The sequence below is a fragment of the Actinomycetospora termitidis genome, from assembly GCF_030286555.1.
Taxonomy (GTDB): Bacteria; Actinomycetota; Actinomycetes; order Mycobacteriales; family Pseudonocardiaceae; genus Actinomycetospora; species Actinomycetospora termitidis.
Window position 1 is genome coordinate 169,559 of sequence record NZ_JASVWF010000003.1, and the last position, 20,788, is coordinate 190,346.

General features: G+C 73.7%; 17 protein-coding genes. 6 read left to right on the forward strand and 11 right to left on the reverse strand.

Annotated features, from left to right (window positions below; all coding sequences use genetic code 11):
• Positions 1-66: 66 nt before the first annotated feature.
• The 3 genes from QRT03_RS14270 to QRT03_RS14280 form a co-directional block, all read right to left on the reverse strand.
• A complete protein-coding gene (locus QRT03_RS14270; RefSeq protein WP_286053535.1) occupies positions 67-570 on the reverse strand; it encodes a hypothetical protein in 504 nt (167 codons plus the stop codon).
• An 89-nt stretch (positions 571-659) separates the two neighbouring features.
• A complete protein-coding gene (locus tag QRT03_RS14275) occupies positions 660-2,273 on the reverse strand; it encodes an acyl--CoA ligase family protein (protein WP_286053536.1) in 1,614 nt (537 codons plus the stop codon).
• Positions 2,274-2,281: 8 nt separating this feature from the next.
• Positions 2,282-2,734, reverse strand: coding sequence for an Lrp/AsnC family transcriptional regulator (locus QRT03_RS14280; RefSeq protein WP_286053538.1), 453 nt, complete (start codon positions 2,732-2,734; stop codon positions 2,282-2,284).
• A gap of 204 nt (positions 2,735-2,938) precedes the next feature.
• Here QRT03_RS14280 and QRT03_RS14285 point away from each other — a divergent pair, with 204 nt between their 5' ends.
• Positions 2,939-5,266 carry a transketolase-like TK C-terminal-containing protein gene (locus QRT03_RS14285; protein ID WP_286053539.1) on the forward strand — a complete coding sequence of 776 codons (2,328 nt, stop codon included), beginning with the start codon at positions 2,939-2,941 and terminating at the stop codon, positions 5,264-5,266.
• A 96-nt stretch (positions 5,267-5,362) separates the two neighbouring features.
• Here QRT03_RS14285 and QRT03_RS14290 read toward each other — a convergent pair whose 3' ends face one another.
• Both QRT03_RS14290 and QRT03_RS14295 read right to left on the reverse strand, forming a co-directional pair.
• Entirely contained in the window at positions 5,363-5,773 is a 411-nt protein-coding gene (locus tag QRT03_RS14290; protein ID WP_286053540.1) for a rhodanese-like domain-containing protein, read from the reverse strand.
• Complete coding sequence (locus QRT03_RS14295) at positions 5,770-6,357, reverse strand: cysteine dioxygenase (RefSeq protein WP_286053541.1); 588 nt, start codon at positions 6,355-6,357, stop codon at positions 5,770-5,772. Before QRT03_RS14295 ends, QRT03_RS14290 begins: the two co-directional genes overlap by 4 nt.
• Positions 6,358-6,621: 264 nt before the next feature.
• On the opposite strand from QRT03_RS14295, the gene QRT03_RS14300 reads away from it, so the two are divergent.
• A complete protein-coding gene (locus tag QRT03_RS14300; protein ID WP_286053543.1) occupies positions 6,622-10,389 on the forward strand; it encodes an ABC transporter ATP-binding protein in 3,768 nt (1,255 codons plus the stop codon).
• 58 nt (positions 10,390-10,447) lie between these two features.
• Here QRT03_RS14300 and QRT03_RS14305 read toward each other — a convergent pair whose 3' ends face one another.
• Positions 10,448-11,041: a class F sortase gene (locus QRT03_RS14305; protein WP_286053544.1), complete on the reverse strand. Its 594-nt coding sequence runs from the start codon at positions 11,039-11,041 to the stop codon at positions 10,448-10,450.
• Positions 11,042-11,043: 2 nt separating this feature from the next.
• Positions 11,044-11,733 carry a CHRD domain-containing protein gene (locus QRT03_RS14310; protein ID WP_286053545.1) on the reverse strand — a complete coding sequence of 230 codons (690 nt, stop codon included), beginning with the start codon at positions 11,731-11,733 and terminating at the stop codon, positions 11,044-11,046.
• Between the two features lie 197 nt (positions 11,734-11,930).
• Here QRT03_RS14310 and QRT03_RS14315 point away from each other — a divergent pair, with 197 nt between their 5' ends.
• From QRT03_RS14315 to QRT03_RS14330, 4 genes are all read left to right on the forward strand, one after another.
• On the forward strand, positions 11,931-12,494 hold the full coding sequence (locus QRT03_RS14315) for an RNA polymerase sigma factor (protein WP_286053546.1): 564 nt from the start codon (positions 11,931-11,933) through the stop codon (positions 12,492-12,494).
• On the forward strand, positions 12,491-13,216 hold the full coding sequence (locus QRT03_RS14320; RefSeq protein ID WP_286053547.1) for an anti-sigma factor family protein: 726 nt from the start codon (positions 12,491-12,493) through the stop codon (positions 13,214-13,216). Before QRT03_RS14315 ends, QRT03_RS14320 begins: the two co-directional genes overlap by 4 nt.
• Positions 13,217-13,338: 122 nt before the next feature.
• Positions 13,339-17,148: a multifunctional oxoglutarate decarboxylase/oxoglutarate dehydrogenase thiamine pyrophosphate-binding subunit/dihydrolipoyllysine-residue succinyltransferase subunit gene (locus QRT03_RS14325; protein ID WP_286053549.1), complete on the forward strand. Its 3,810-nt coding sequence runs from the start codon at positions 13,339-13,341 to the stop codon at positions 17,146-17,148.
• Positions 17,149-17,153: 5 nt separating this feature from the next.
• Positions 17,154-17,333 (forward strand): DUF6104 family protein, encoded by a 180-nt coding sequence (locus QRT03_RS14330; protein WP_286053550.1) that lies wholly within the window; start codon positions 17,154-17,156, stop codon positions 17,331-17,333.
• Between the two features lie 68 nt (positions 17,334-17,401).
• Here QRT03_RS14330 and QRT03_RS14335 read toward each other — a convergent pair whose 3' ends face one another.
• Genes QRT03_RS14335 through QRT03_RS14350 form a run of 4 tightly spaced genes read right to left on the reverse strand, consistent with a single transcriptional unit; the run spans position 17,402 to position 20,729 of the window.
• The gene (locus QRT03_RS14335; RefSeq protein ID WP_286053551.1) at positions 17,402-18,334 is read right to left on the reverse strand and encodes an ABC transporter substrate-binding protein; all 933 of its coding nucleotides are present in this window, start codon (positions 18,332-18,334) and stop codon (positions 17,402-17,404) included.
• Positions 18,334-19,026 carry an ABC transporter permease gene (locus tag QRT03_RS14340; protein WP_286053552.1) on the reverse strand — a complete coding sequence of 231 codons (693 nt, stop codon included), beginning with the start codon at positions 19,024-19,026 and terminating at the stop codon, positions 18,334-18,336. The genes QRT03_RS14335 and QRT03_RS14340 overlap by 1 nt, the downstream gene beginning before the upstream one ends.
• A gap of 3 nt (positions 19,027-19,029) precedes the next feature.
• Positions 19,030-19,683, reverse strand: a complete 654-nt coding sequence (locus QRT03_RS14345; RefSeq protein WP_286053553.1) for an ABC transporter permease — start codon at positions 19,681-19,683, stop codon at positions 19,030-19,032.
• A complete protein-coding gene (locus QRT03_RS14350) occupies positions 19,680-20,729 on the reverse strand; it encodes an ABC transporter ATP-binding protein (RefSeq protein WP_286053555.1) in 1,050 nt (349 codons plus the stop codon). The genes QRT03_RS14345 and QRT03_RS14350 overlap by 4 nt, the downstream gene beginning before the upstream one ends.
• Positions 20,730-20,788: the final 59 nt, after the last annotated feature.

A 20,788-nucleotide genomic window follows, 5' to 3' on the forward strand; every position in this document is an offset into this window, starting at 1 on the left:
GTGTCTCGACTGCATGGTGCCCGGTCGCGGGAGCGTTCCCCGCGGCGGGTCGACCCATGCGTCACGTCACCGGTGACGCGCCCCGTGGCGGTGGCCGTGCGCCCGCTGCTGGGCCCGTTCGATCCGCTGCTCGATCCGCGCCTCGATGATCGCGGCGAGCTGACGCCCGGTGACGATGCGGGGCCGCGCGGCGCGCTCGCGGGTCGGAGCCGCGCTCCGCGTGGTCTCGGCGACCGGCCGCTCCCGGGTGGTGACGGCGGGCGGGGTCACCTCGGCCGGCACGATCGGGTTCCCGACGGCGGGTGGGGTCAGCGTGGCGGCCGCCCCGGCGGCGGGCGCGAGCGAGGACGGCAGGGGTGCCGGCGACCCGGAGCCCAGCGCGACCCCGACGACCGACGCCCCGACCACGAGCACCCCCGCGGCGCCGGCGGCGACGACCGCCGGACGACGGCTCCGCGCCTCCTGCGCGTCGGGATCCCACGCGGCCAGGTCACCCTCGTCGGCGCGCCGCAGCACGACGGCCTGCGGCCCGGTCGAGGGCGCGGCGAACGGGTCAGTCGGAAGGCTCATCGTTCGTCCTATCGGCGCAGTGGCCGACGACGTTACCGTTCCGTGATGTGGCTGCGCCAGGTGTGCAGAAAGTGTGGCTATAGCGACAACTACTGCTCACCTGCTGCGCGCAGCACATACTTCTGGATCTTGCCCGTCGACGTCTTCGGCAGCTCGTCCACGACCTCGACGTCCCGCGGGGCCTTGTAGCGCGCGATCTGCGTCTTGACGTGCTCGATGACCTCGTCGGGCTCGACCGACCGACCCTGTCGCAGCGTGATGAACGCCTTGGGCCGCTCGCCCCACCGCTCGTCGGAGACCCCGACGACGGCCGCCTCGAGGACGGCCGGGTGCGAGAGCACGGCCTGCTCCACCTCGACCGTCGAGATGTTCTCGCCGCCGGAGATGATGATGTCCTTGGCGCGGTCGCGGAGCTCGACGTAGCCGTCGGGGTGCATCACCCCGAGGTCGCCGGAGTGGTACCAGCCGCCGGCGAACGCCTTCGCGGTCGCCTCGTCGTCGCGGTAGTAACCGCTCATCACGTTGTTGCCGTGCATGACGATCTCGCCCATCGTCACGCCGTCGGCCGGCACGTCGACGAGCTGCACCGACGCCCAGTCGGTGACGTCCTCGGGCAGGGTCTCCACGACGCGCACCGGGTCCGCCTGCACCATCGCGACGCCCTGGCGGGCCTGCAGCCTGGCGCGCTCGGTCTCCTCCAGTCCCGCCCAGTCGTCCTGCCACTGGCACACCGTGTAGGGCCCGTAGACCTCGGTCAGCCCGTACACGTGCACCACGCGGAACCCGAGTCGCTCCATCTCCAGGATCGTCGTCGGGCTCGGCGGGGCACCCGCCGTCGTCACGACCAGCGGGTACTCGAGCTTCTCCGCCTCGGCCGCGTTCATGATCGTCGTGACGACGGTCGGGGCGCCGTTGAGATGGGTGACCCGGTGCTCGCCGATGAGCCGCCAGATCACGTCGCCGCGGACCTCGCGCAGGCAGACGTGCGTGCCGCCGATCGCGGTGAGCGCCCACGGCGTGCACCAGCCGTTGCAGTGGAACATCGGCAGCGTCCAGAGGTAGACGCTGGACGGGTCGTGGTAGCTGTGCACGATCTCGCCGAAGGAGTTCAGGTACGCCCCGCGGTGGTGGTACTGCACGCCCTTGGGCTTGCCGGTGGTGCCGGACGTGTAGTTGATCGTGATCGTGCCGCGCTCGTCGTCGACCGCCCACGGCAGGTCGTCGCCCTCGTCGCCGCGCGCGAGCAGCTCGGCATAACCGTCGGGCCCGTCGTCGGGACCCTCCGGGTCGGTGTGCACGACGATCTCGCGCACCGTCTGGAGCGACCCCCGGACCGGGTCGACCGCGCCGAGCAGCGTCGAGTCGACCACCAGCACCGTCGCGCCGGAATGGTCGAGGATGTAGCGGACCTCCTCGGCGGAGAGCCGGGTGTTGATCGCGACGAGGATCGCGCCCGCGAGCGGCACCCCGAAGTGCGCGTGCAGCATCGCCGGGACGTTCGGCAGCAGGCACGCCACCCGGTCGCCGGGCTGCACGCCGGAGGCCCGCAGCCCCCGCGCCAGGCGCTGCGCGTCGCGGGCGAACTCGGCGTAGGTCCAGCGCGACGAGCCGTGGACGATCGCCGTCTTGTCGGGATAGACGCCCGCCGAGCGCTGCAGGAACGACAACGGCGTCAGTTCGGTGATCCACGTGGAGGGCGGCACGGACGGCATCATGCCCGCGTCCAGCGCCCCAGCACCATCAACGTCTTCGTGCCGGTGATGGTCCCGGCGCGGCGCAGCCGGTCGATGACACGCTGCAGGTCGGCGAGGTCGCGGGCGCGGACCTGCACCAGCGCGTCCGGGTCGCCCGCGATCGTGTAGACCGCCTGCACCTCCGGGACGGTCGTCGCCGTCGAGACGATGTCGTCGACCGGCGTGCTGCCCGCGTACCGGACCTCGGTGAAGGCCTCGACGCCCCAGCCCAGCCGAGACGCGTCGACCTGCACCGTGAACCCGGTGATGACGCCGATCTCACGCAGCCGGTCGACCCGTCGCTTCACCGCGGCGACCGAGAGCCCGAGCCGCGGCGCCATGTCGGAGAACGTGCGCCGCCCGTCCTCGCGCAACAGCGCCAGGAGGCGGTGGTCGGTGTCGTCGACCTCGGCCGTGCGGGGATCGGTCACGCAACGAATCTTCACCCATCGCCCCCTCGGAGCGCAGGACTTTGCGTCTCTCGGCCCGTGCGCTTGTCGTGGGTGCGGTACGACGCTTCCATGGGCGCACGACGACGGACCCCTCCCACCCGAGCGGGTCGTCGGCGCGGACCCCGCGAGGCCACCCCTCGCCCGCCGCGGATCCCCGACGCACCCGCCTCCCACGGAGTCCCGATGACCGCCCACGTCGCCGAGCCGACCGCCATCACGAACCCCACGCTGGACGCCCTGGCCGACGTGGAGGACCGCGTGCTCTGGCTCGCGACCGCGATCGTCGACCACGCCAACCGCGTCCGCCCCAACCCGGGCGGCCTGAAGGTGGGCGGGCACCAGGCGTCCTCCGCCTCGATCGTCTCGATCATGACGGCGTTGTGGTTCGGCACCCTGCGGGCCGAGGACCGGGTGTCGGTCAAGCCGCACGCGAGCCCCGTGCTGCACGCCATCAACCACCTGCTCGGCGGCCTCGACGCGCGGTACCTGACGACGCTGCGCGAGAAGGGCGGCCTGCAGTCCTACCCGTCGCGCTCCAAGGACCCCGACCCCGTCGACTACTCCACCGGCTCGGTCGGCATCGGCGCCACCGCCCCGATCTGGGGCGCCATCGCCCGGCGCTACGCCGACGGCCTGGGCGCCCGGGCCGGGACCGGCCGCCAGTTCTCGCTGGTCGGGGACGCCGAGCTGGACGAGGGCGCGGTGTGGGAGGCCGTCCTCGACCCGATGGTCCGCGAGCTCGGCGAGATCACGTGGATCGTCGACTTCAACCGGCAGTCGCTCGACCGCGTCGTCCCGGACATCTCCGCCACCCGCCTGCAGGGGCTGTTCGAGGCCGCCGGCTGGCAGGTCCTCACGGTCAAGTACGGCCGGGTCCTGACGGAGCTGTTCGCGCGCGAGGGCGGCGACGCGCTCCGTCGGCGCATCGACACGATGACGAACCCGGAGTACCAGCGCCTGCTGCGCTGCACCCCCGCCGAGCTGCGCGAACGCCTCCCCCAGGGTCTTCCTGACGACGGGCCGCGGGTGGCGGCCCTGCTGTCGGGGATCGACGACGACACCGTCCACGCCGCCGTCCGCAACCTCGGCGGCCACGACCTCGGTGCCCTGCTCGACGCCTACGCCCGCATCGACGACACGCACCCCACGGTGATCTTCGCCTACACCGTGAAGGGCTACGGGCTCGCGACCCAAGGCCACCCGCAGAACCACTCCTCGCTGCTGACCGAGCCCCAGATGCGCGAGCTCGCCGTCCGCGTCGGCGCGGACCTCGACGAGCCGTGGGCGCCGTTGCCCCGTGGCAGCGCGGCCGCCGAGCTGTGCGCGGACGCGGCCGCCCGGCTGGAGCGGTCGCCGGCCCCGACCGCGGGTCCGGTGACCGTCCCGACCGACGTGGGCCGCCCGCCGTCGGGAACGGGGAACACCCAGCAGGCCCTCGGCCGCGCCCTGCTCGACCTGACCCGGTCCGCGCCGGAGGCGGCGCGGCGGGTCGTGACCTGCTCACCGGACGTCGCGTCGTCCACCAACCTCGGGGGCTGGCTGAACAAGGTCGGCTCGTGGGCGGCCTCGGAGCGGCGCGACTGGTTCGACGACGACGCCGAGACGATCCTGCACTGGCGCGAGCGGCCGACCGGCCAGCACATCGAGCTGGGCATCGCCGAGACCAACCTCGTCGGGCTGCTCGGCGAGCTGGGCGCCACGTGGTCGCGGTGGGGCGAGCCGCTGCTGCCGATCGGGGTGCTCTACGACCCGTTCGTCTCCCGCGCGCTCGAACCGTGGTCGTTCGGGATGTACGCGGGTGGCCAGTCGATCCTGGTCGGGACCCCGTCCGGGGTGTCGCTGGCGCCCGAGGGCGGCGCGCACCAGTCGATCACCACGCCGTCGATCGGCCTGGAGCAGCCGGGCTGCGTCGCGTTCGAGCCGGCGTTCGCGATCGAGGTGACGTGGTGCCTGCTCGACGGGCTCGGTCGCCTGGGACGCCCCGACGGGTCGTCCTCGTACCTCCGGCTCTCCACCGCACCGGTCGACCAGTCGCTGGCCGCCGTCCCGGCCGACCCCGCGCTGCGCGAGGAGCGCCGTCGTCAGGTGGTGGCCGGGGGCTACGTGCTGCGTCGGGCCGCCGGGACCCCGCGGGTGACGATCGCCGCGATGGGCGCCACCGTCCCCGCCGCCCTCGAGGCCGCGGACCGGTTGGAGGCGTCCGGGACCTCGGCCGACGTCGTCGTCGTGACCAGCGCGGACCGGCTCTTCCGCGCGGTGCGGGCGCGCCGGGCCGACACCGGCGACCCCACGTGGATCCTCGACGCCTGCCTCCCGGCCGACCGCGCCGCCCCGCTGATCACGGTCCTCGACGGGCACCCGCACACGCTGGCGTTCCTCGCGGGCGTGCACGGCGTGCGCGCGGAGCACCTCGGCGTCACGGGATTCGGGCAGTCGTCCGACCTCGCGGACGCCCGCGCGCTGCACGGCATCGACGCGGACGCGATCGTGCGGTGCGCTGCGCGCTTGTGAGTCCGTGCGGCGGCCCACGCGGGGTGACGATGGCGCGCTGCTCGCATCCGGTGGGAGCAGATCGCCACCGTCGCTCGGGCCGGCCCCGACCTGTCGTCAGGAACGCGCGTAGTCGGGCGGGTCGCCCGCACCCGGGGCCGTCGGGAGGCCGGCCTCCCGCCAGGCGGCGAAGCCCCCGACGACGTCGGTGGCGCGGTGGATGCCGAGGTCCTGCAGCGCCGCCGCGGCGAGCGAGGACGTGTAGCCCTCGGAGCAGAGCACGACCCAGGCGACGTCGTGGTCGGTCGCCTCCGGGACGCGGGCGTCCGACGTCGGGTCGAGGCGCCACTCCAGGTGGTTGCGCTCGATGACGACCGCGCCCGGCACCTCGCCCTCGCGCTCGCGCTGCCATCCGGGCCGGATGTCGACCAGCCGCCCGCCGCCGTCGAGCACGCGCGCCGCGTCCGCCGGCTCGAGCCGGGTCAGCCGGGCGCGGGCGGCGGCGAGCAGATCTGCGATCGTGGTCACTCCGGCGATGCTCCCGGCTCGACCAGTTCGGAGCGCGTCCGGGTCAGCGTGCCGCGCTCGACGGCGTAGTAGGACATCGCCGAGAGCGGCGGGGAGTAGGCGTGGACGCTCACGGCGGCGTCCGTGCGGCGGTTGGACACGTCGTGGACGTGGCCCAGCGGGAAGGCCGCACCGGAGCCCGCGGTCAGGGTGCGGCGCCGCAGCCCGGGCCCGCGCGCGACGAGCTCCTCGGCGGTCGCGAGGTGGTCGTCGTCGCGGCCGGCGCTCCAGCGCCACTCGGTGAGCTCGCCCTGCACGACGGTCAGCGCGCCGATCGACCCGCCGTGGTCGTGCAGTTCGGCGGCCTGCTCGGTGGTCCAGCTGATCAGCCAGACGTCGAGGTGCGGGTCGGCGTGCAGGCGCCGTGACCAGCGGTTCGTCGGATCCACCTCGACGTCGTGGACGCCGGCGACGACCTCGGCGGCCACCTGACGGGTCAGGGCGGTCAGATCCCCGAGGCTCACCGGGGTGGGCCCGTCGTGCCAGCGGCGGCGGTCGCCGTGCAGGGATCGGGGCAGGAAGGACGGGGGCAGCACTGCGGTCACGGGAGACGCCTCGCGGAGGGACGCGGGCCGGAGGACGGCCCGCGGGACGTGCTCCCCGGGGGCTCGGCGCCGCGCGCGGGGAACGGAGGTCTCGTCAGCGACAGAACTGGTCGAACACGTGCGCGCGCCGGCTCACCCAGAACGGGTCGATGCGGACGCGGAGCAGCACGGCGCATTGATACCAGAGATCCCGGGCCGTCGGCGGAGCGGGGGGCGGTCTCGTCGCACGGCAGACTGTCGGGGGGTCGACCTAGCCTGGCGGTCGTGCCCGAAGCTCCCCCCGACCGGCCCACGGGCTGGGTCCGCCGGCTGACCCGCGACTGCTGGCGCCACCGCGCGCTGACCACGGCGTCGGTCGGGTCGTCGGTCCTGGGCGTCAGCCTGGAGTCGGTGGGGCCGCTGCTGACCGCGGTCGCGGTCGACCGGGCGGTGCGCGGCTCGACCGACGGGCTGGGGCTGATCGTCGCCGCCGTCGTCGGGCTCGCGCTGGTGAAGTTCGCGATGGCGTTCCTGCGCCGCTACCTCGGCGGGCGCCTGTCGCTGTCCGTGCAGCACGACCTGCGCCGTCGGGTGTTCGGCTCGATCTCCCGGCTCGACGGGCCGCGGCAGGACGCGCTGCGCACCGGGCAGGTGGTCTCCCGGGCGAACTCCGACCTGCAGCAGGTCCAGGGCCTGCTCGGGATGGTGCCGTACTCGGTGGGCACGCTCGCCCAGGTCGTCGTGTCGGTGACGATCATGGCGTTCCTGTCGCCGCTGCTCACCGTGGTCGCCCTGATCACGCTGCCGGTGGCGCTCGCCTTCACGACGGTCATGCGCCGCCGCCTCTTCCCCGCCACCTGGGCCGCGCAGCAGCGGGCGGCCGAGGTCGCGCAGTCGGTCGAGGAGGCGGTGACCGGCGTCCGCGTGGTCAAGGGCTTCGGCCAGGAGGACCGCGAGACCGGCAAGCTCGCCGGCCTCGCGTCCCGGCTCTACGGCGAGCGCCTCCGGGCCGCCCGGCTCACCGCGCGGCTGACGCCCACGCTGTCCGCCCTGCCCACCGTCGGCCAGCTCGTCGTGTTCGCCCTCGGCGGCGCCCTCGCTCTCTCCGGGCAGATCACGATCGGCGTGTTCCTGGCCTTCACCACCTACATCGCCGCCCTGATCGGGCCGGCCCGCATGGTGGCCGCGGTCGTCGTCACGGGGCAGTTGGCCCGGGCCGGGGTGGAGCGCGTCTACGAGCTGATCGACTCCCAGCCCGACATCGTCGACCCGCCCCACGCCGAGCCGGTCCCGGCCGGGCCGGTGTCCCTCGAGCTCGACGACGTCCGCTTCGGCTACGCACGCAGCGAGCCGGTGCTCGACGGGCTGACGCTGCGCGTGGAGCCCGGCGAGACGCTCGCCGTCATCGGGACGGCGGGGTCGGGCAAGTCGACGATCGCGCTGCTCATCCCGCGCTTCTACGACGTGCAGGGCGGCTCGGTGCGCGTCGCGGGCCACGACGTCCGGGACCTCCCGCTGACCGACCTGCGCCGCACGGTCGGGGTGGTGTTCGAGGAGGCCTTCCTCTTCTCCGACACGGTCCGGGCCAACATCGCCTACGGCTGCCCGGACGCGACCGACGAGCAGGTCCGCGCGGCCGCGCGGGCGGCCCAGGCCGACGAGTTCATCGGCGACCTCCCGGAGGGCTACGACACCCGCGTCGGCGAGCGCGGCCTCACGCTCTCCGGCGGTCAGCGGCAGCGCGTCGCGCTCGCCCGGGCGCTGCTCTACGACCCCCGGCTGCTCGTGCTCGACGACGCGACCAGCGCGGTCGACGCCGCCACCGAGGCGGCGATCGGCGAGACGCTGCGCGCGGTCACCGCCGAGCGCACCACGCTCGTCATCGCCCACCGGCGCTCCACGCTCGCGCTCGCCGACCGGATCGCCGTACTCGACGAGGGCCGGGTCGTCGACGTCGGGACCGCCACCGAGCTGGCCGGGCGCTGCGAGCTGTTCACCGCGCTGCTCGCCGGGCCGGGCGAGCGGATCGACGAGCCGGTGCGCGAGGATCCCGGGCCCGGGCCGCACGGGATCACCTCCGCGCTGTGGCCGGAGGCCCCCGAGGAGGCCGCGGCGGACGCACCGCCCACCGACCGCGGCACCCCGGACGTCTCGGCCGGTCTCGACGGGACGGTCTCCTCCCGCGAGATGCAGGCCGCGCTGGCCACGCTGCCGCCCGCCGACGAACGCCCGGACCTGCACGGCGAGGACCCCACGGCCCCCGACCCCGGGTTCCGGCTGGGCCGCCTCCTCCGCCCGGTGCGATGGGCGCTGGGCGGCGTGATCGCCCTGGTCGCCCTGGACGCGCTCGCGACGATCGCCTTCCCGTCCCTGGCCCGGCTCGCCGTCGACGGCGGCATCAACGGCCGCTCGCCGGCGGTGCTCGCCGTGGCGGTGGGGATCGGCCTCGGCGTCGTGGTCGTCGACTGGGTCGTGGTGTGGTTCCAGACGGTGCTCACCGCGCGCGTCGGCGAGAGCCGGCTCTACCTGCTCCGGGTGCGCAGCTTCGCCCACCTGCAGCGCCTCGGCCTGGACTTCTACGAGCGCGAGCTCGGCGGCCGGATCATGACCCGCATGACGACGGACGTCGACGCCCTGTCGTCGTTCCTGCAGACCGGCCTCGCACAGGCCGTCGTCGCGCTGCTGACCGTGCTCGGCGTGGCGACCGCCCTGCTGCTCACCGACGTCGAGCTGGGCCTCGTCGCGCTCTCGGTGATGCCGGTGCTCATCGTCGCCACGGTGATCTTCCGGCGGCTGTCCTCGGTGGCGTACGCCGAGGCCCGCGAGCGCATCAGCGTGGTGAACGCCGACCTGCAGGAGAACGTCGCGGGGCTCCGGGTCGCCCAGGCGCACACCCACGAGCAGGCGTCCCGCCGGAACTTCGCGGACCACAGCGACGACTACCGCCGGGCGCGCCTGCGGGCGCAACGCCTGATCGCCACCTACTTCCCGGGGGCGAACCTGCTCTCCGACGTCGCCCAGGCCGCGGTGCTCGGGGTCGGGGCGGCGCGGGTGGCCGGGGGCGACCTGTCCTCGGGCGTCCTGGTCGCGTTCCTGCTCTACCTGTCGATGTTCTTCGGGCCGGTGCAGCAGCTCTCCCAGGTCTTCGACGGCTACCAGCAGGCCCGGGTCGGCCTCGCCCGGATCTCCGAGCTGCTGCGCACGCCGACCACCGTGCCCGCGCCGCAGGACCCCGTGCCCGTGCACGGCCTGCGCGGCGAGGTGGAGCTGCGCGACGTCGGGTTCGCCTACGCCGGCTCGGAGGCCACGCCCGCCCTGAGCGAGGTGTCGCTGCACGTGCCGGCCGGGCGCACGGTCGCGCTGGTCGGGGCCACGGGCGCCGGCAAGTCGACGGTGGTCAAGCTGGTCGCACGGTTCTACGACGCGACCCTCGGCGCAGTCCTGGTCGACGGGGTGGACGTGCGCCGCTACGACCTCGCCGGTCTGCGGCGCCGGCTCGGGGTGGTCCCGCAGGAGGCGCACCTGTTCGTCGGCGACGTCGCCTCCAACATCGCCTACGGCCGCCCGGACGCCACCCCCGCCGAGATCGAGGAGGCCGCGCGGCGGGTCGGGGCCCTCGACGTGGTCGCCTCGCTGCCCGCGGGGTTCCGGCAGCCCGTCGGCGAGCGCGGCGGCGGGCTCTCCGCGGGCCAGCGCCAGCTGGTCGCCCTCGCCCGCGCCGAGCTGGTCGACCCGGCGCTGCTGCTGCTCGACGAGGCCACCGCCGCGCTCGACCCGGCGACCGAGTCGGCGGTGCTCGCCGCGGGCGACCGGGTGGCCGCCCGATGCACGACGTTCGTGGTCGCCCACCGGCTCGCGACCGCCGCGCGGGCGGACCGGATCGTCGTGCTGCACGGCGGGCGGATCGTCGAGGAGGGCACCCACGAGGAGCTGCTGGAGCGCGGGGGCCGCTACGCGCTGCTCTGGCGCACGGGGGCGGCCACCGCCGACGACGCCGAGGGCCTCGTGGACCGCGAGACCGTGCCGGCCGTGCAGGTCGGGACGGGGCCGTGACACCCCCTCGACGCCACGGCCCCGTCCCCAGGCCTCCGCACGCACCCCCGGTGATGGTTCAGATGCGAACCGTGTGCACCACGAGATTGTCGGAGTAGCTGCGCGCGCCCCGGTCGAACTCCCCGGCGCACGTGACGAGCCGCAGCACGTCGTCGGGGGTCGCGCCGAAGACCGCGAAGGTCGGGAACCGGTCCTTCGCCACCTGCTCGCTGCGGGTGACCGCGTACCGGGCCTGCGAGCCGTCGGCCCGCCCCACCTCGACGACGTCGCCGGGCCGCAGGTCACGCAGGCGGTAGAAGACCGCGGGACCGCGCCGGGAGTCGACGTGGCCAAGCAGGACCGTCGGCCCGGCTCCGCCGGTCGCCCGGGCTCCCCCGGCGAACCAGCCGACGCGGTCGAAGTCGGTCGGGACCTCGGCCGTCCCGTCGCCCGCGAGGCCGAGCCGCTGCACGTCGTCCCGGGCCACACCGATCGCCGACACCCGCACCGACACCGGCGCGGTCGGGTCGCGTGGTCCGGCCGCGGTCCCCGTCCCGACGGCGGGTGGCGGGCCACCCGCCGTCGTCCCCGGCGCGCCGCAGGCCGCGAGGAGCAGCACCGCCCCCAGGACCGCGACGGCGACCGCCGGGACCCGTCGTCGGGAAGGGGCCACGCTCAGGCCCTCGACCGCCGGAACGCGACCACCCCGGCCGCACCCGCGGCGACGACGGCCGCCGCGCCGAGGGCGATCGGGGCGGCGGAGTCGTCGGCGCCGCCGGCCCCGGTCTCCACCCCGCCCATCGGCACCGGCGTCAGCTGCCCGCGGACGGTGCCGGCGGTGAAGCCCGCGGTGTGCGTGTCGCCGAAGAAGGCGGACGGGTTCGCCTCGATCTGCTTCAGCGAGAACCCGGCGCCGCTGTCCTGCCCGTTCGCCATCACCCCGGTGGTGAACGGGCCCTGCAGGCAGCCCGAGCTGGTGCGGGTGTCGCCGTCGCCGGACGGGTTCGGGAACGCGATGCGCGGCGGGCCCGAGGCGCCGGACGCGGCCTCGTGGATGTGCGTCGCCGTGCGGGCGGGGCTCTGGTACTCGCCGGTGACGCCCTCGAGGCGGAGGTCGTAGCAGATGACCTCCTCGTCGGAGTTGATCCGGTAGTCGAACGAGCCGGTCGCCCCCGGCTGCCCGGGCGCCGGCTGGTTGTTCTGCCCGATGACCATGTCGGGGGTCGCCATGACGGTGAACATGCTGGTGAAGCTCGACGGCTCGTCGACCTGGCCGTCCTGGGCGAGGGCCGCACCACCGGAGAGCGCGAGCGCGCCGACGGTGAGGGCGGACAGGGCGGCGAGCCTGACGGGGGTGCGGCGCACGGGGGCCTCCTGGGGGATTCGTCCTGTTGCTCCCGTTCCTACGGAGCGTCCGCGGCCGGCGTTGAGCGGATCGTGGACGAGTTCCCGCGGCCCGCACGCAACGCCGCGCCTCCCGCGGCCGTACTCCCCTCGTGCGCACTTCCGCCCCACCACACCTCGACCCCGGCAGCATCACGCCGGTGCAGCGGGAGGTCCGGGTGAGCGAGGCCGATGCCGGCCCCGCGGCCCTCGACCTGCGGCGGACCACCGACCTCGAGACCGCCTACCGCAGGCACGCGGGCGAGCTGCACCGCTTCGTCACCCGGCACCTGCGCGACGCCACCACGGCGTCCGACGTGGTCCAGGAGGTGTTCGTCCGCGCCTGGCGGCACGCCGGACGCTACGACGCGACCGTCGGCAGCCTGCGCGTGTGGCTGTTCACCATCGCCCGCAACCTGATCGTCGACCAGGTCCGCCACGACCGCGCTCGCCCCGGCCGGCCGACCGACCCGGGCGTGCTGGGCGAGGTGGCCGAGCGGACCGCGCGGGAGCCGCGTCGCTCGTTCAGCGAGGACCTCGTCACCGCCTGGTTCCTGGAGGAGGCTCTGGAGCGGATCGGAGCCGACCAGCGGGTGGCCATCGTCGAGACCGCGCTGCGGGGCCGGCCCTACGCCGAGGTGGCCGCCGAGCTGGACGTGCCCGTGGGGACACTGCGCAGTCGCGTGTTCCACGGCCTGCGGAACCTGCGTTCGATCATGGAGGAGACGGGGGTGCCGTGGTGACCACCTGGCCCGACGGCCGCGACCACGAGGTGCTGCGCGACCGCCTCGGGGCCTACGTCCTCGACGGCCTCGACGCCGAGGAGCGGGCCGAGGTCGACGCGCACCTGCCCGGCTGCCCGTCGTGCCGCACCGAACTCGACCGGATCGCGCCGCTCGCCGGCCCGCTGCGCGCCCTCGACCCGGACCGGGTCGGGACCGGCCCCCGCCACGGGGCCGAGGAATCGCCCCCCGAGGGTCTCGCCGAGGTCCTGCGCCGCGTCCGGGCCGAGGCGGACCCGCCCGGTGTCGCACCGCCCGCTCCGGTCGTACCGCTCGCCCCCCGACGCCGGCGCCCGCTCCTCCTCCTGGCCGCCGGCGCTCTGGTGATCGCCCTCGCCGGCGCCGCGGGCGGCTTCGCGCTCGGGGTGCGCGGTGCCGGGGGACCCGTCGAGCCGGTCCTCGTGCAGGCCCTCGCCCCCGGCGTCGAGGCGGAGGCCGGGACGATCGCGCACACGTGGGGCGTGGAGGTCGTGCTCACCGGCCGCGGCTTCGAGCCCGGCCGGACGTACCAGGTCGCGGTGGTCGACCGGACGGGACGGCCGATCGGGGCGGGGGCCTTCGTCGGCACCGGGGCCACCGAGATGGTCTGCCGGCTCAATTCGCCGGTCCTCCGGGACGAGGCCACCGGCTTCGTCGTGACGACCGGACAGGGCGACGAGGTGCTGCGCTCGCGCTTCGTGTGACCTGCCCGACGACCCCGCTGTGAACCGGTGCAGTGGGCGACACGGCCGCCACCCACGCGCGCGCGGAGCGCTAACCTGGTGTCCGTTTCCATTCCCGCGCGTGATTGAGGCGATCTCCAGCCGTGTCGACGAGCAGCCCGGCAGCCCAGTTCGGTCCCAACGAGTGGCTGGTCGACGAGATGTACCAGCGCTACCTCGCGGACCCGGACTCCGTGGACGCCGCCTGGCACGAGTTCTTCGCCGACTACGCGCCCGACGACGGGTCGTCCGTCGCGGGGGCGGGCTCCGCGTCCTCCACCCCGTCGTCGAACGGCTCCGCGTCCGGCTCGGCCGACTCCGGCGCGACCCGGGGCGAGCGCAACGGCTCCAGCGGCTCCAGCACGGCGGGGGCGGCGAAGACCGCGTCGTCGAACGGTACGGACACCAACGCCCCGGCGCGCACCGACGACGCGGCGACCCGGCAGAAGACCGCCGAGAAGCCCGCCCCGACGGCGGAGCCGAGGACCGAGAGCAAGCCGGCCGCCGGGTCCACCACGCCCGCGAAGGCCACCGACGACGCCTCGTCGGACGAGAGCGTGACGCCGCTGCGCGGGGCGGCCAACGCGATCGCGAAGAACATGCAGGCCTCGCTCGAGCTGCCGACGGCGACGAGCGTGCGCGCGGTCCCGGCCAAGCTGCTGGCCGACAACCGCATCGTCATCAACAACCACCTCAAGCGGACCCGTGGCGGGAAGGTCTCCTTCACCCACCTGCTGGGCTACGCGATGGTCCGGGCGCTCTCCGCGTTCCCGAACATGAACCGCCACTACGGGGCCGACGCGAAGGGCAAGCCCGCCGTCGTCGACCCCGGGCACGTCAACCTCGGCCTGGCGATGGACCTCCCGGGCAAGGACGGCTCGCGCACGCTCGTCGTCGTGGCCCTCAAGGGCTGCGAGACCATGAACTTCGCCCAGTTCTGGGCCGCCTACGAGGACATGGTCCGCAAGGCCCGGTCCGGCAAGCTCGGCGCCGAGGACTTCTCCGGGGTCACGATCAGCCTCACCAACCCGGGCACGATCGGCACCAACCACTCGGTGCCGCGCCTCACGGTCGGCCAGGGCACGATCGTCGGTGTCGGGGCCATGGAGTACCCGGCCGAATTCCAGGGCGCCAGCGACGAGCGCCTCGCGAACATGGGCATCAGCAAGATCATCACGCTGACGTCCACGTACGACCACCGGATCATCCAGGGCGCCGAGTCCGGCGACTTCCTGCGCCGGATCCACCACCTCGTCCTCGGCGAGGAGGGGTTCTACGACGACATCTTCGCCTCGCTGCGCATCCCGTACGAGCCGATCCGGTGGGTGCAGGACCTGCCGGAGTCGAGCATCGACCGCACGGCGCGGATCCTCGAGCTGATCGACGCGTACCGGAACCGCGGCCACCTCATGGCCGACACCGACCCGCTCGACCACCCGCAGCGCAAGCACCCCGACCTGGACATCCAGAGCCACGGGCTGACGCTGTGGGACCTGGACCGCGAGTTCCCCGTCGACGGGTTCGCGGGCCGGCAGGCGATGAAGCTGCGCGACGTCCTCGGGGTGCTGCGCGACTCCTACTGCCGCACCATCGGCGTCGAGTACATGCACATCCTCGACCCGGAGAAGCGCGCCTGGTTGCAGGAGCGCATCGAGGTGCCGCACGAGAAGGTCTCCGCGGCCGAGCAGAAGTACATCCTGTCGAAGCTCAACGCCGCCGAGGCGTTCGAGGCGTTCCTGCAGACCAAGTACGTCGGGCAGAAGCGCTTCTCGCTCGAGGGCGCCGAGACCGTCATCCCGCTGCTCGACGCGGTCCTCGACGAGGCCGCGGCGCACGAGATGGACGAGGTCGTCATCGGCATGCCGCACCGCGGCCGGCTGAACGTGCTCGCGAACATCGTCGGGAAGCCGGTCTCGCAGATCTTCCGCGAGTTCGAGGGCAACCTCGACCCGGGCCAGGCCCACGGTTCCGGCGACGTGAAGTACCACCTGGGCGCCGAGGGCAAGTTCTTCCGGATGTTCGGCGACGGCGAGACCACCGTCTCGCTGACGAGCAACCCGTCGCACCTCGAGGCGGTCGACCCGGTCCTCGAGGGCATCGTCCGCGCCAAGCAGGACATGCTCGACAAGGGCCCGGACGGCTTCACGGTCATGCCGGTCGCGATGCACGGTGACGCGGCCTTCGCCGGGCAGGGCGTGGTCGCCGAGACGCTGAACCTCGCGCTGCTGCGCGGCTACCGGACCGGCGGCACGGTGCACGTGATCGTCAACAACCAGGTCGGCTTCACCACCGCCCCGGAGCACACCCGCTCCACGCACTACTGCACCGACGTCGCCAAGATGATCGACGCGCCGGTCTTCCACGTGAACGGCGACGACCCCGAGGCGTGCGTCTGGGTGGCGCGCCTGGCGGTCGAGTTCCGCGAGCGCTGGAACTCCGACGTCGTGATCGACATGGTCTGCTACCGCCGCCGCGGCCACAACGAGGGCGACGACCCCTCGATGACCCAGCCGGAGATGTACGACGTCATCGACGCCAAGCGCTCGGTGCGCAAGACCTACACCGAGTCGCTGATCGGCCGCGGCGACATCTCGCTCGACGAGGCCGAGCACGCCCTGCGCGACTACGGCAGCCAGCTCGAGCACGTGTTCAACGAGGTCCGCGAGCTGGAGAAGGCCGAGATCGAGCCCAGCCCGTCGGTCGAGTGGGAGCAGGCGGTCCCGAACTCGCTGCAGACCGCGGTGCCGCTCGAGGTGGTCCAGCGGATCGCCCGGGCGTTCGCCGAGCCCCCCGAAGGCTTCGCGGTGCACCCGCGCGTCAAGCCGGTGCTCGAGCGGCGCGGGAAGGCCGCGTCGACCGAGACGGCCGAGGGCATCGACTGGGCCTGGGCGGAGCTGCTGGCCTTCGGCTCGCTGCTGATCGACGGCAAGCTCGTCCGGCTCTCCGGGCAGGACTCGCGGCGCGGCACGTTCACCCAGCGCCACTCCGTGCTCATCGACCGGAAGACCGGCGAGGAGTACGTCCCGCTGCGGCACCTGACCGCCGACCAGGGCAAGTTCATGCCCTACGACTCGGCGCTCTCGGAGTTCGCGGCCGTCGGCTTCGAGTACGGCTACTCCGTGGTCAACCACGACGCCCTGGTGTGCTGGGAGGCGCAGTTCGGCGACTTCGTCAACGGCGCCCAGTCGATCATCGACGAGTTCATCTCGTCCGGTGAGGCGAAGTGGGGCCAGACCTCCGACGTCGTGCTGCTGCTGCCGCACGGCCACGAGGGTCAGGGCCCCGACCACACCTCGGGCCGCATCGAGCGCTTCCTGCAGCTGTGCGCGGAGGGGTCGATGACGGTGGCGGTGCCGTCGTCGCCGTCGAACTACTTCCACCTGCTGCGCCGACACGCCACCGACGGGGTCCGCCGCCCGCTCGTCGTCTTCACGCCGAAGTCGATGCTGCGCAACAAGGCCGCGGTCAGCCCGGTGGAGGAGTTCACGTCCGGGGGCTACCGCCCGGTGCTCGACGACCCAACGTTCGCCGCGAACGACAAGGCCGCCACCGCCTCGAAGGTCCTGATGTGCGCCGGGAAGGTGTACTACGAGCTCGTGGCCGCCCGGGAGAAGGCCGGTCGGACCGACGACATCGCGATCGTCCGGCTTGAGCAGCTCTACCCGGTCGCCGGCGACGAGATCTCCTCGATCATCGGCCGGTACCCGTCGGCGAAGGAGATCGCCTGGGTTCAGGAGGAGCCGGCCAACCAGGGCGCGTGGCCGTTCCTCGGCCTCATGCTGCCGGAGAAGGTGGAGAGCCTGCGCGGGCTGCGCCGCATCTCCCGCCGCCGCATGGCCGCGCCCGCGGCCGGCGTCGCGAAGGTGCACGAGGTGGAGCAGAAGGCGCTGATCGCCGAGGCGATCGAGGGCTGATCCCCGTGTACTTCACCGACCGCGGGATCGAGGAACTGGAGGACCGGCGGGGCGAGGAGGAGGTCAGCCTGGCGTGGCTGGCCGACCGCCTCCGCGCCTTCGTCGACGCCCACCCCGAGCACGCCGGCGCCGCGGACCGCTTCGCGGTGTTCCTGGCGCGCGACGATTCCGACGACCCCGAATGAACGAACGGCACTCTCGCGCTCCTAGAAGCAGCGAGAGTGCCGTTCGTTCGTTCCGGTGACTGCTCCGATCAGCCGATCCCGGCCGACGAGAGCCAGTCGCGGGCGACCTGCGCGGGGTCCGGCTTGTCCGGTGCATCGAGACGCTTGTTCAGGTCCGTCAGCGTCGCGGTGTCCATCTTCTGCGAGATCAGGTTCAGCACGTCGGTCACGGCCGGGTTGCCGAGCTTCGACGCGTTGACCAGCGGCACCACCTGCTGCGCCGCGAAGTTCGACTTCGGGTCGGCGAGGATCACGAAGTCGTTGTTCGGGATCGACGGGTCGGTGGTGAACAGGTCCGCCGCCTGGACCGAGCCGTCGCGCAGCGCGGCCACCGTCAGCGGGCCGCCGGCGTCGAGCGAGCGGAACTCCTTGAACGTGCAGCCGTAGGAGCGCTCGATGCCCGGGATGCCGTAGGGCCGGGTCTGGAACTCGGGCGGGCCGCCGAACACGACGGTGCCGCAGAGCGGTCCGAGCTGGTCCAGCGACGTGATGTTGTTCTGCGTCGCGAAGGCGCGGGTGACGACGACCGCGTCCTTGTCCTCGGCCGGGCTCGCCTGCAGCACCTTCAGCGACGGCGGCAGTTTCTGCTGCACCTGGGCGTACACGTCGGCCGGCGCGGTGGCCGTGGCCTGGCCGTCGAGGTACTGCAGCAGGTTGCCGGTGTACTCCGGCACGAGGTCGATCGACCCGTCGCGCAGGCCGGGGAAGTAGGTCTCCCGGCTGCCGATGCCGAACTGCCGCTCGACCTTCACGCCGCGGATCGACAGCGCGGTCGCGTAGATCTCGGCGAGCAGCCGGTTCTCGGTGAAGTTGGCCGAGCCGATCCGGAGGGTGTCGCCGGCGGCGGGCGGCTGCGGCTGGGAGGCCAGCGGGTCGCCCCCGCCACCGCCGCACGCGGCGACGAGGAGGGCGAGGGCGGCCAGGAATGCGGCCCCGAGGGCGCGGGTCGGTCTCACGGGCATCAGCCTCCAGCGGTGACGGTGTCGGTTCGAGCGGGTTCCTGACGGCGGGTGCCGGGCGTGACCGCCCGCTGCAGGCCCTGCAGCGCGACCTCCAGCACGATCGCGAGGAGCGCGACGAGGATCGCCCCGCCCGCCATCTGCGTGAAGTCGCGCTGGGCCTGGCCGTCGACGATGTAGCGGCCGAGCCCGCCCAGGGAGACGAACGCGGCGATGGTGGCGGTGGCGACGACCTGCAGCACCGCGGTGCGCAGCCCGGCCACCATGAGCGGCAGCGCGTTCGGCAGCTCGACCTGGAACAGGATCTGGGATTCGGTCATGCCGATGCCGCGGGCCGCGTCGACCGCGGCCGGGTCGACGCCGGAGATCCCGGAGTAGGTGCCGGCGAGCAGCGGCGGGATCGCGAGCAGCATCAGGGCGAGCACCACAGGGGTCAGGCCCAGGCCGATGAGCAGCACGAACAGCACGAGGACGCCGAGCTCGGGCAGGGCGCGCAGCCCGTTGGCGAGCCCGACCACCAGCAGCCGGCCGCGTCCGGTGTGGCCGATGTAGAGGCCGAGCGGCACGGCGATCACGGCCCCGACCAGCACGGCGAGCGCGGTGTAGCCGAGGTGCTGGAGGAGCCGGGCGGGGATGCCGGTCGACGCGGACCACTGGGCGGGCGCGGAGAACCAGGCGACCAGCGAGGAGAGCACGGCTCACACCTCCACTGACGACGTCGGCCGGGCCACGCGACGGTTCCAGGGCGCGAGCAGGCGCCCGACGAGCACCCACAGCGCGTCGAACAGCAGCGCCAGGATCACGATCGCGAGCAGCCCGAACACGATCTGCGCGGTGTAGAAGCGTTCGAAGCCCTGGGTGAACAGGGCCCCCAGCGCGCCCTGACCGATGATGGCGCCCACCGCGACCAGGCTGAACGAGCTCACGGTCGCCACCCGCATGCCGGCGACGAGCACCGGCACCGCGAGGGGCAGCTGGACACCGACGAGCAGGCCGAGCGGGCGGTAGCCCATCGCCACACCCGCCGTCATGACCTCGGAGGGGACCTCGTCCAGGCCGTCGACGACGCTGCGCACGAGCAGTGCGACGGCGTAGACCGTCAGCGCGACGGCGACGTTGACCGGGTCCAGGATCCGGGTGCCGAGCAGGATCGGCATGACGACGAACAGCGCGAGCGAGGGGATCGTGTAGAGCACGCCGGTGAGCGGCAGCAGGATGCGGCGCGCCCCACGGGAACGCCACGCCCACCAGCCCAGCGGCAGGCTGATCACCAGCCCCAGCAGGACCGGGACGAGGGCCAGGACGATGTGCTCGGCCGCGAGGGGCAGGACGTCCTCCCCGAACAGCCTCACCGATCGCCCCCGTCGGCCGGCTCCAGGGCGTCCGTCCGGTGCAGCAGCGTGATCACGGCCTCGGGCTCGATCCCGCCGAGGACCCGGCCGTCGTCGTCCACGGCCACGCCGCGCCCGGCGGGCGAGCTCAGCGCCGCGTCCAGCGCGCTGCGCAGCGAGGCGCCCTCCTGGTGCACGGTGCCGAGAGCCACCCGGTCGCCGCCCTGCCGCCATCCGGTGGGGCGGCCGTCGTCGTCCACGACGAGCAGCCAGCCGTCACCCGTCGTCGGGAAGGTGGAGAGCGCGAGCGAGCCCGCGCCGACGAACTGCAGCCGGCGGTAGCCGCGGTCACGGCCGACGAAGCCTGCGACGAAGTCGTCGACGGGCGCGGCGAGCAGCTCCGACGGCGGCGCGAACTGGGCGAGGGTGCCGCCCACGCGCAGCACCGCGACCATGTCGCCGAGGCGGATCGCCTCGTCGATGTCGTGGGTGACGAAGAGGATCGTGCGGCCGAGCTCGGACTGCAGGCGCAGCAGCTCGTCCTGCAGGTCCGCGCGCACCACCGGGTCGACCGCGGAGAACGGCTCGTCCATCAGCAGCACGGGTGCGTCACCGGCCAGGGCACGGGCGACGCCGACGCGCTGCTGCTGCCCGCCCGAGAGCTGCGCCGGGTAGCGGCCGCCGACGCGGGGGTCGAGCCCGACGCGTTCGAGCAGCTCCCCGGCCTGCCTCCGGGCCTCCGCGCGCCCGCGCCCGAGCAGGACGGGCACCGTCGCGATGTTGTCGATCACCGACCGGTGCGGGAAGAGCCCGGCGTTCTGGATGACGTAGCCGATGCCGCGGCGCAGGGTCGGCGGGTCCTGCGTGGACACGTCCACCCCGTCCAGCCGGACCGTTCCCGACGACGGGTCCACCATCCGGTTGACCATCCGGAGCGTCGTCGTCTTGCCGCAGCCCGACGGCCCCACGAGGACCGTGATCTCACCCTCGCGGGCGGTCAGCGACAACGACTGCAGGGCGACGGTGCCGTCGGCGTAGGCCTTGTGCACTTCGGAGAACTCGATCACCGCAGTGCTTCCTCCGCGGTCCAGGGCGGCGCCTCGTCGGCCGCCTGGGTCGCAGCACC

Coding starts and splice junctions, on each gene's coding strand:
- QRT03_RS14270 (WP_286053535.1), bottom strand. CDS start 570: ATGAGCCTTCCGACTGACCCGTTCGCCGCGCCCTCGACCGGGCCGCAG.
- QRT03_RS14285 (WP_286053539.1), top strand. CDS start 2,939: ATGACCGCCCACGTCGCCGAGCCGACCGCCATCACGAACCCCACGCTG.
- QRT03_RS14335 (WP_286053551.1), bottom strand. CDS start 18,334: ATGCCCGTGAGACCGACCCGCGCCCTCGGGGCCGCATTCCTGGCCGCC.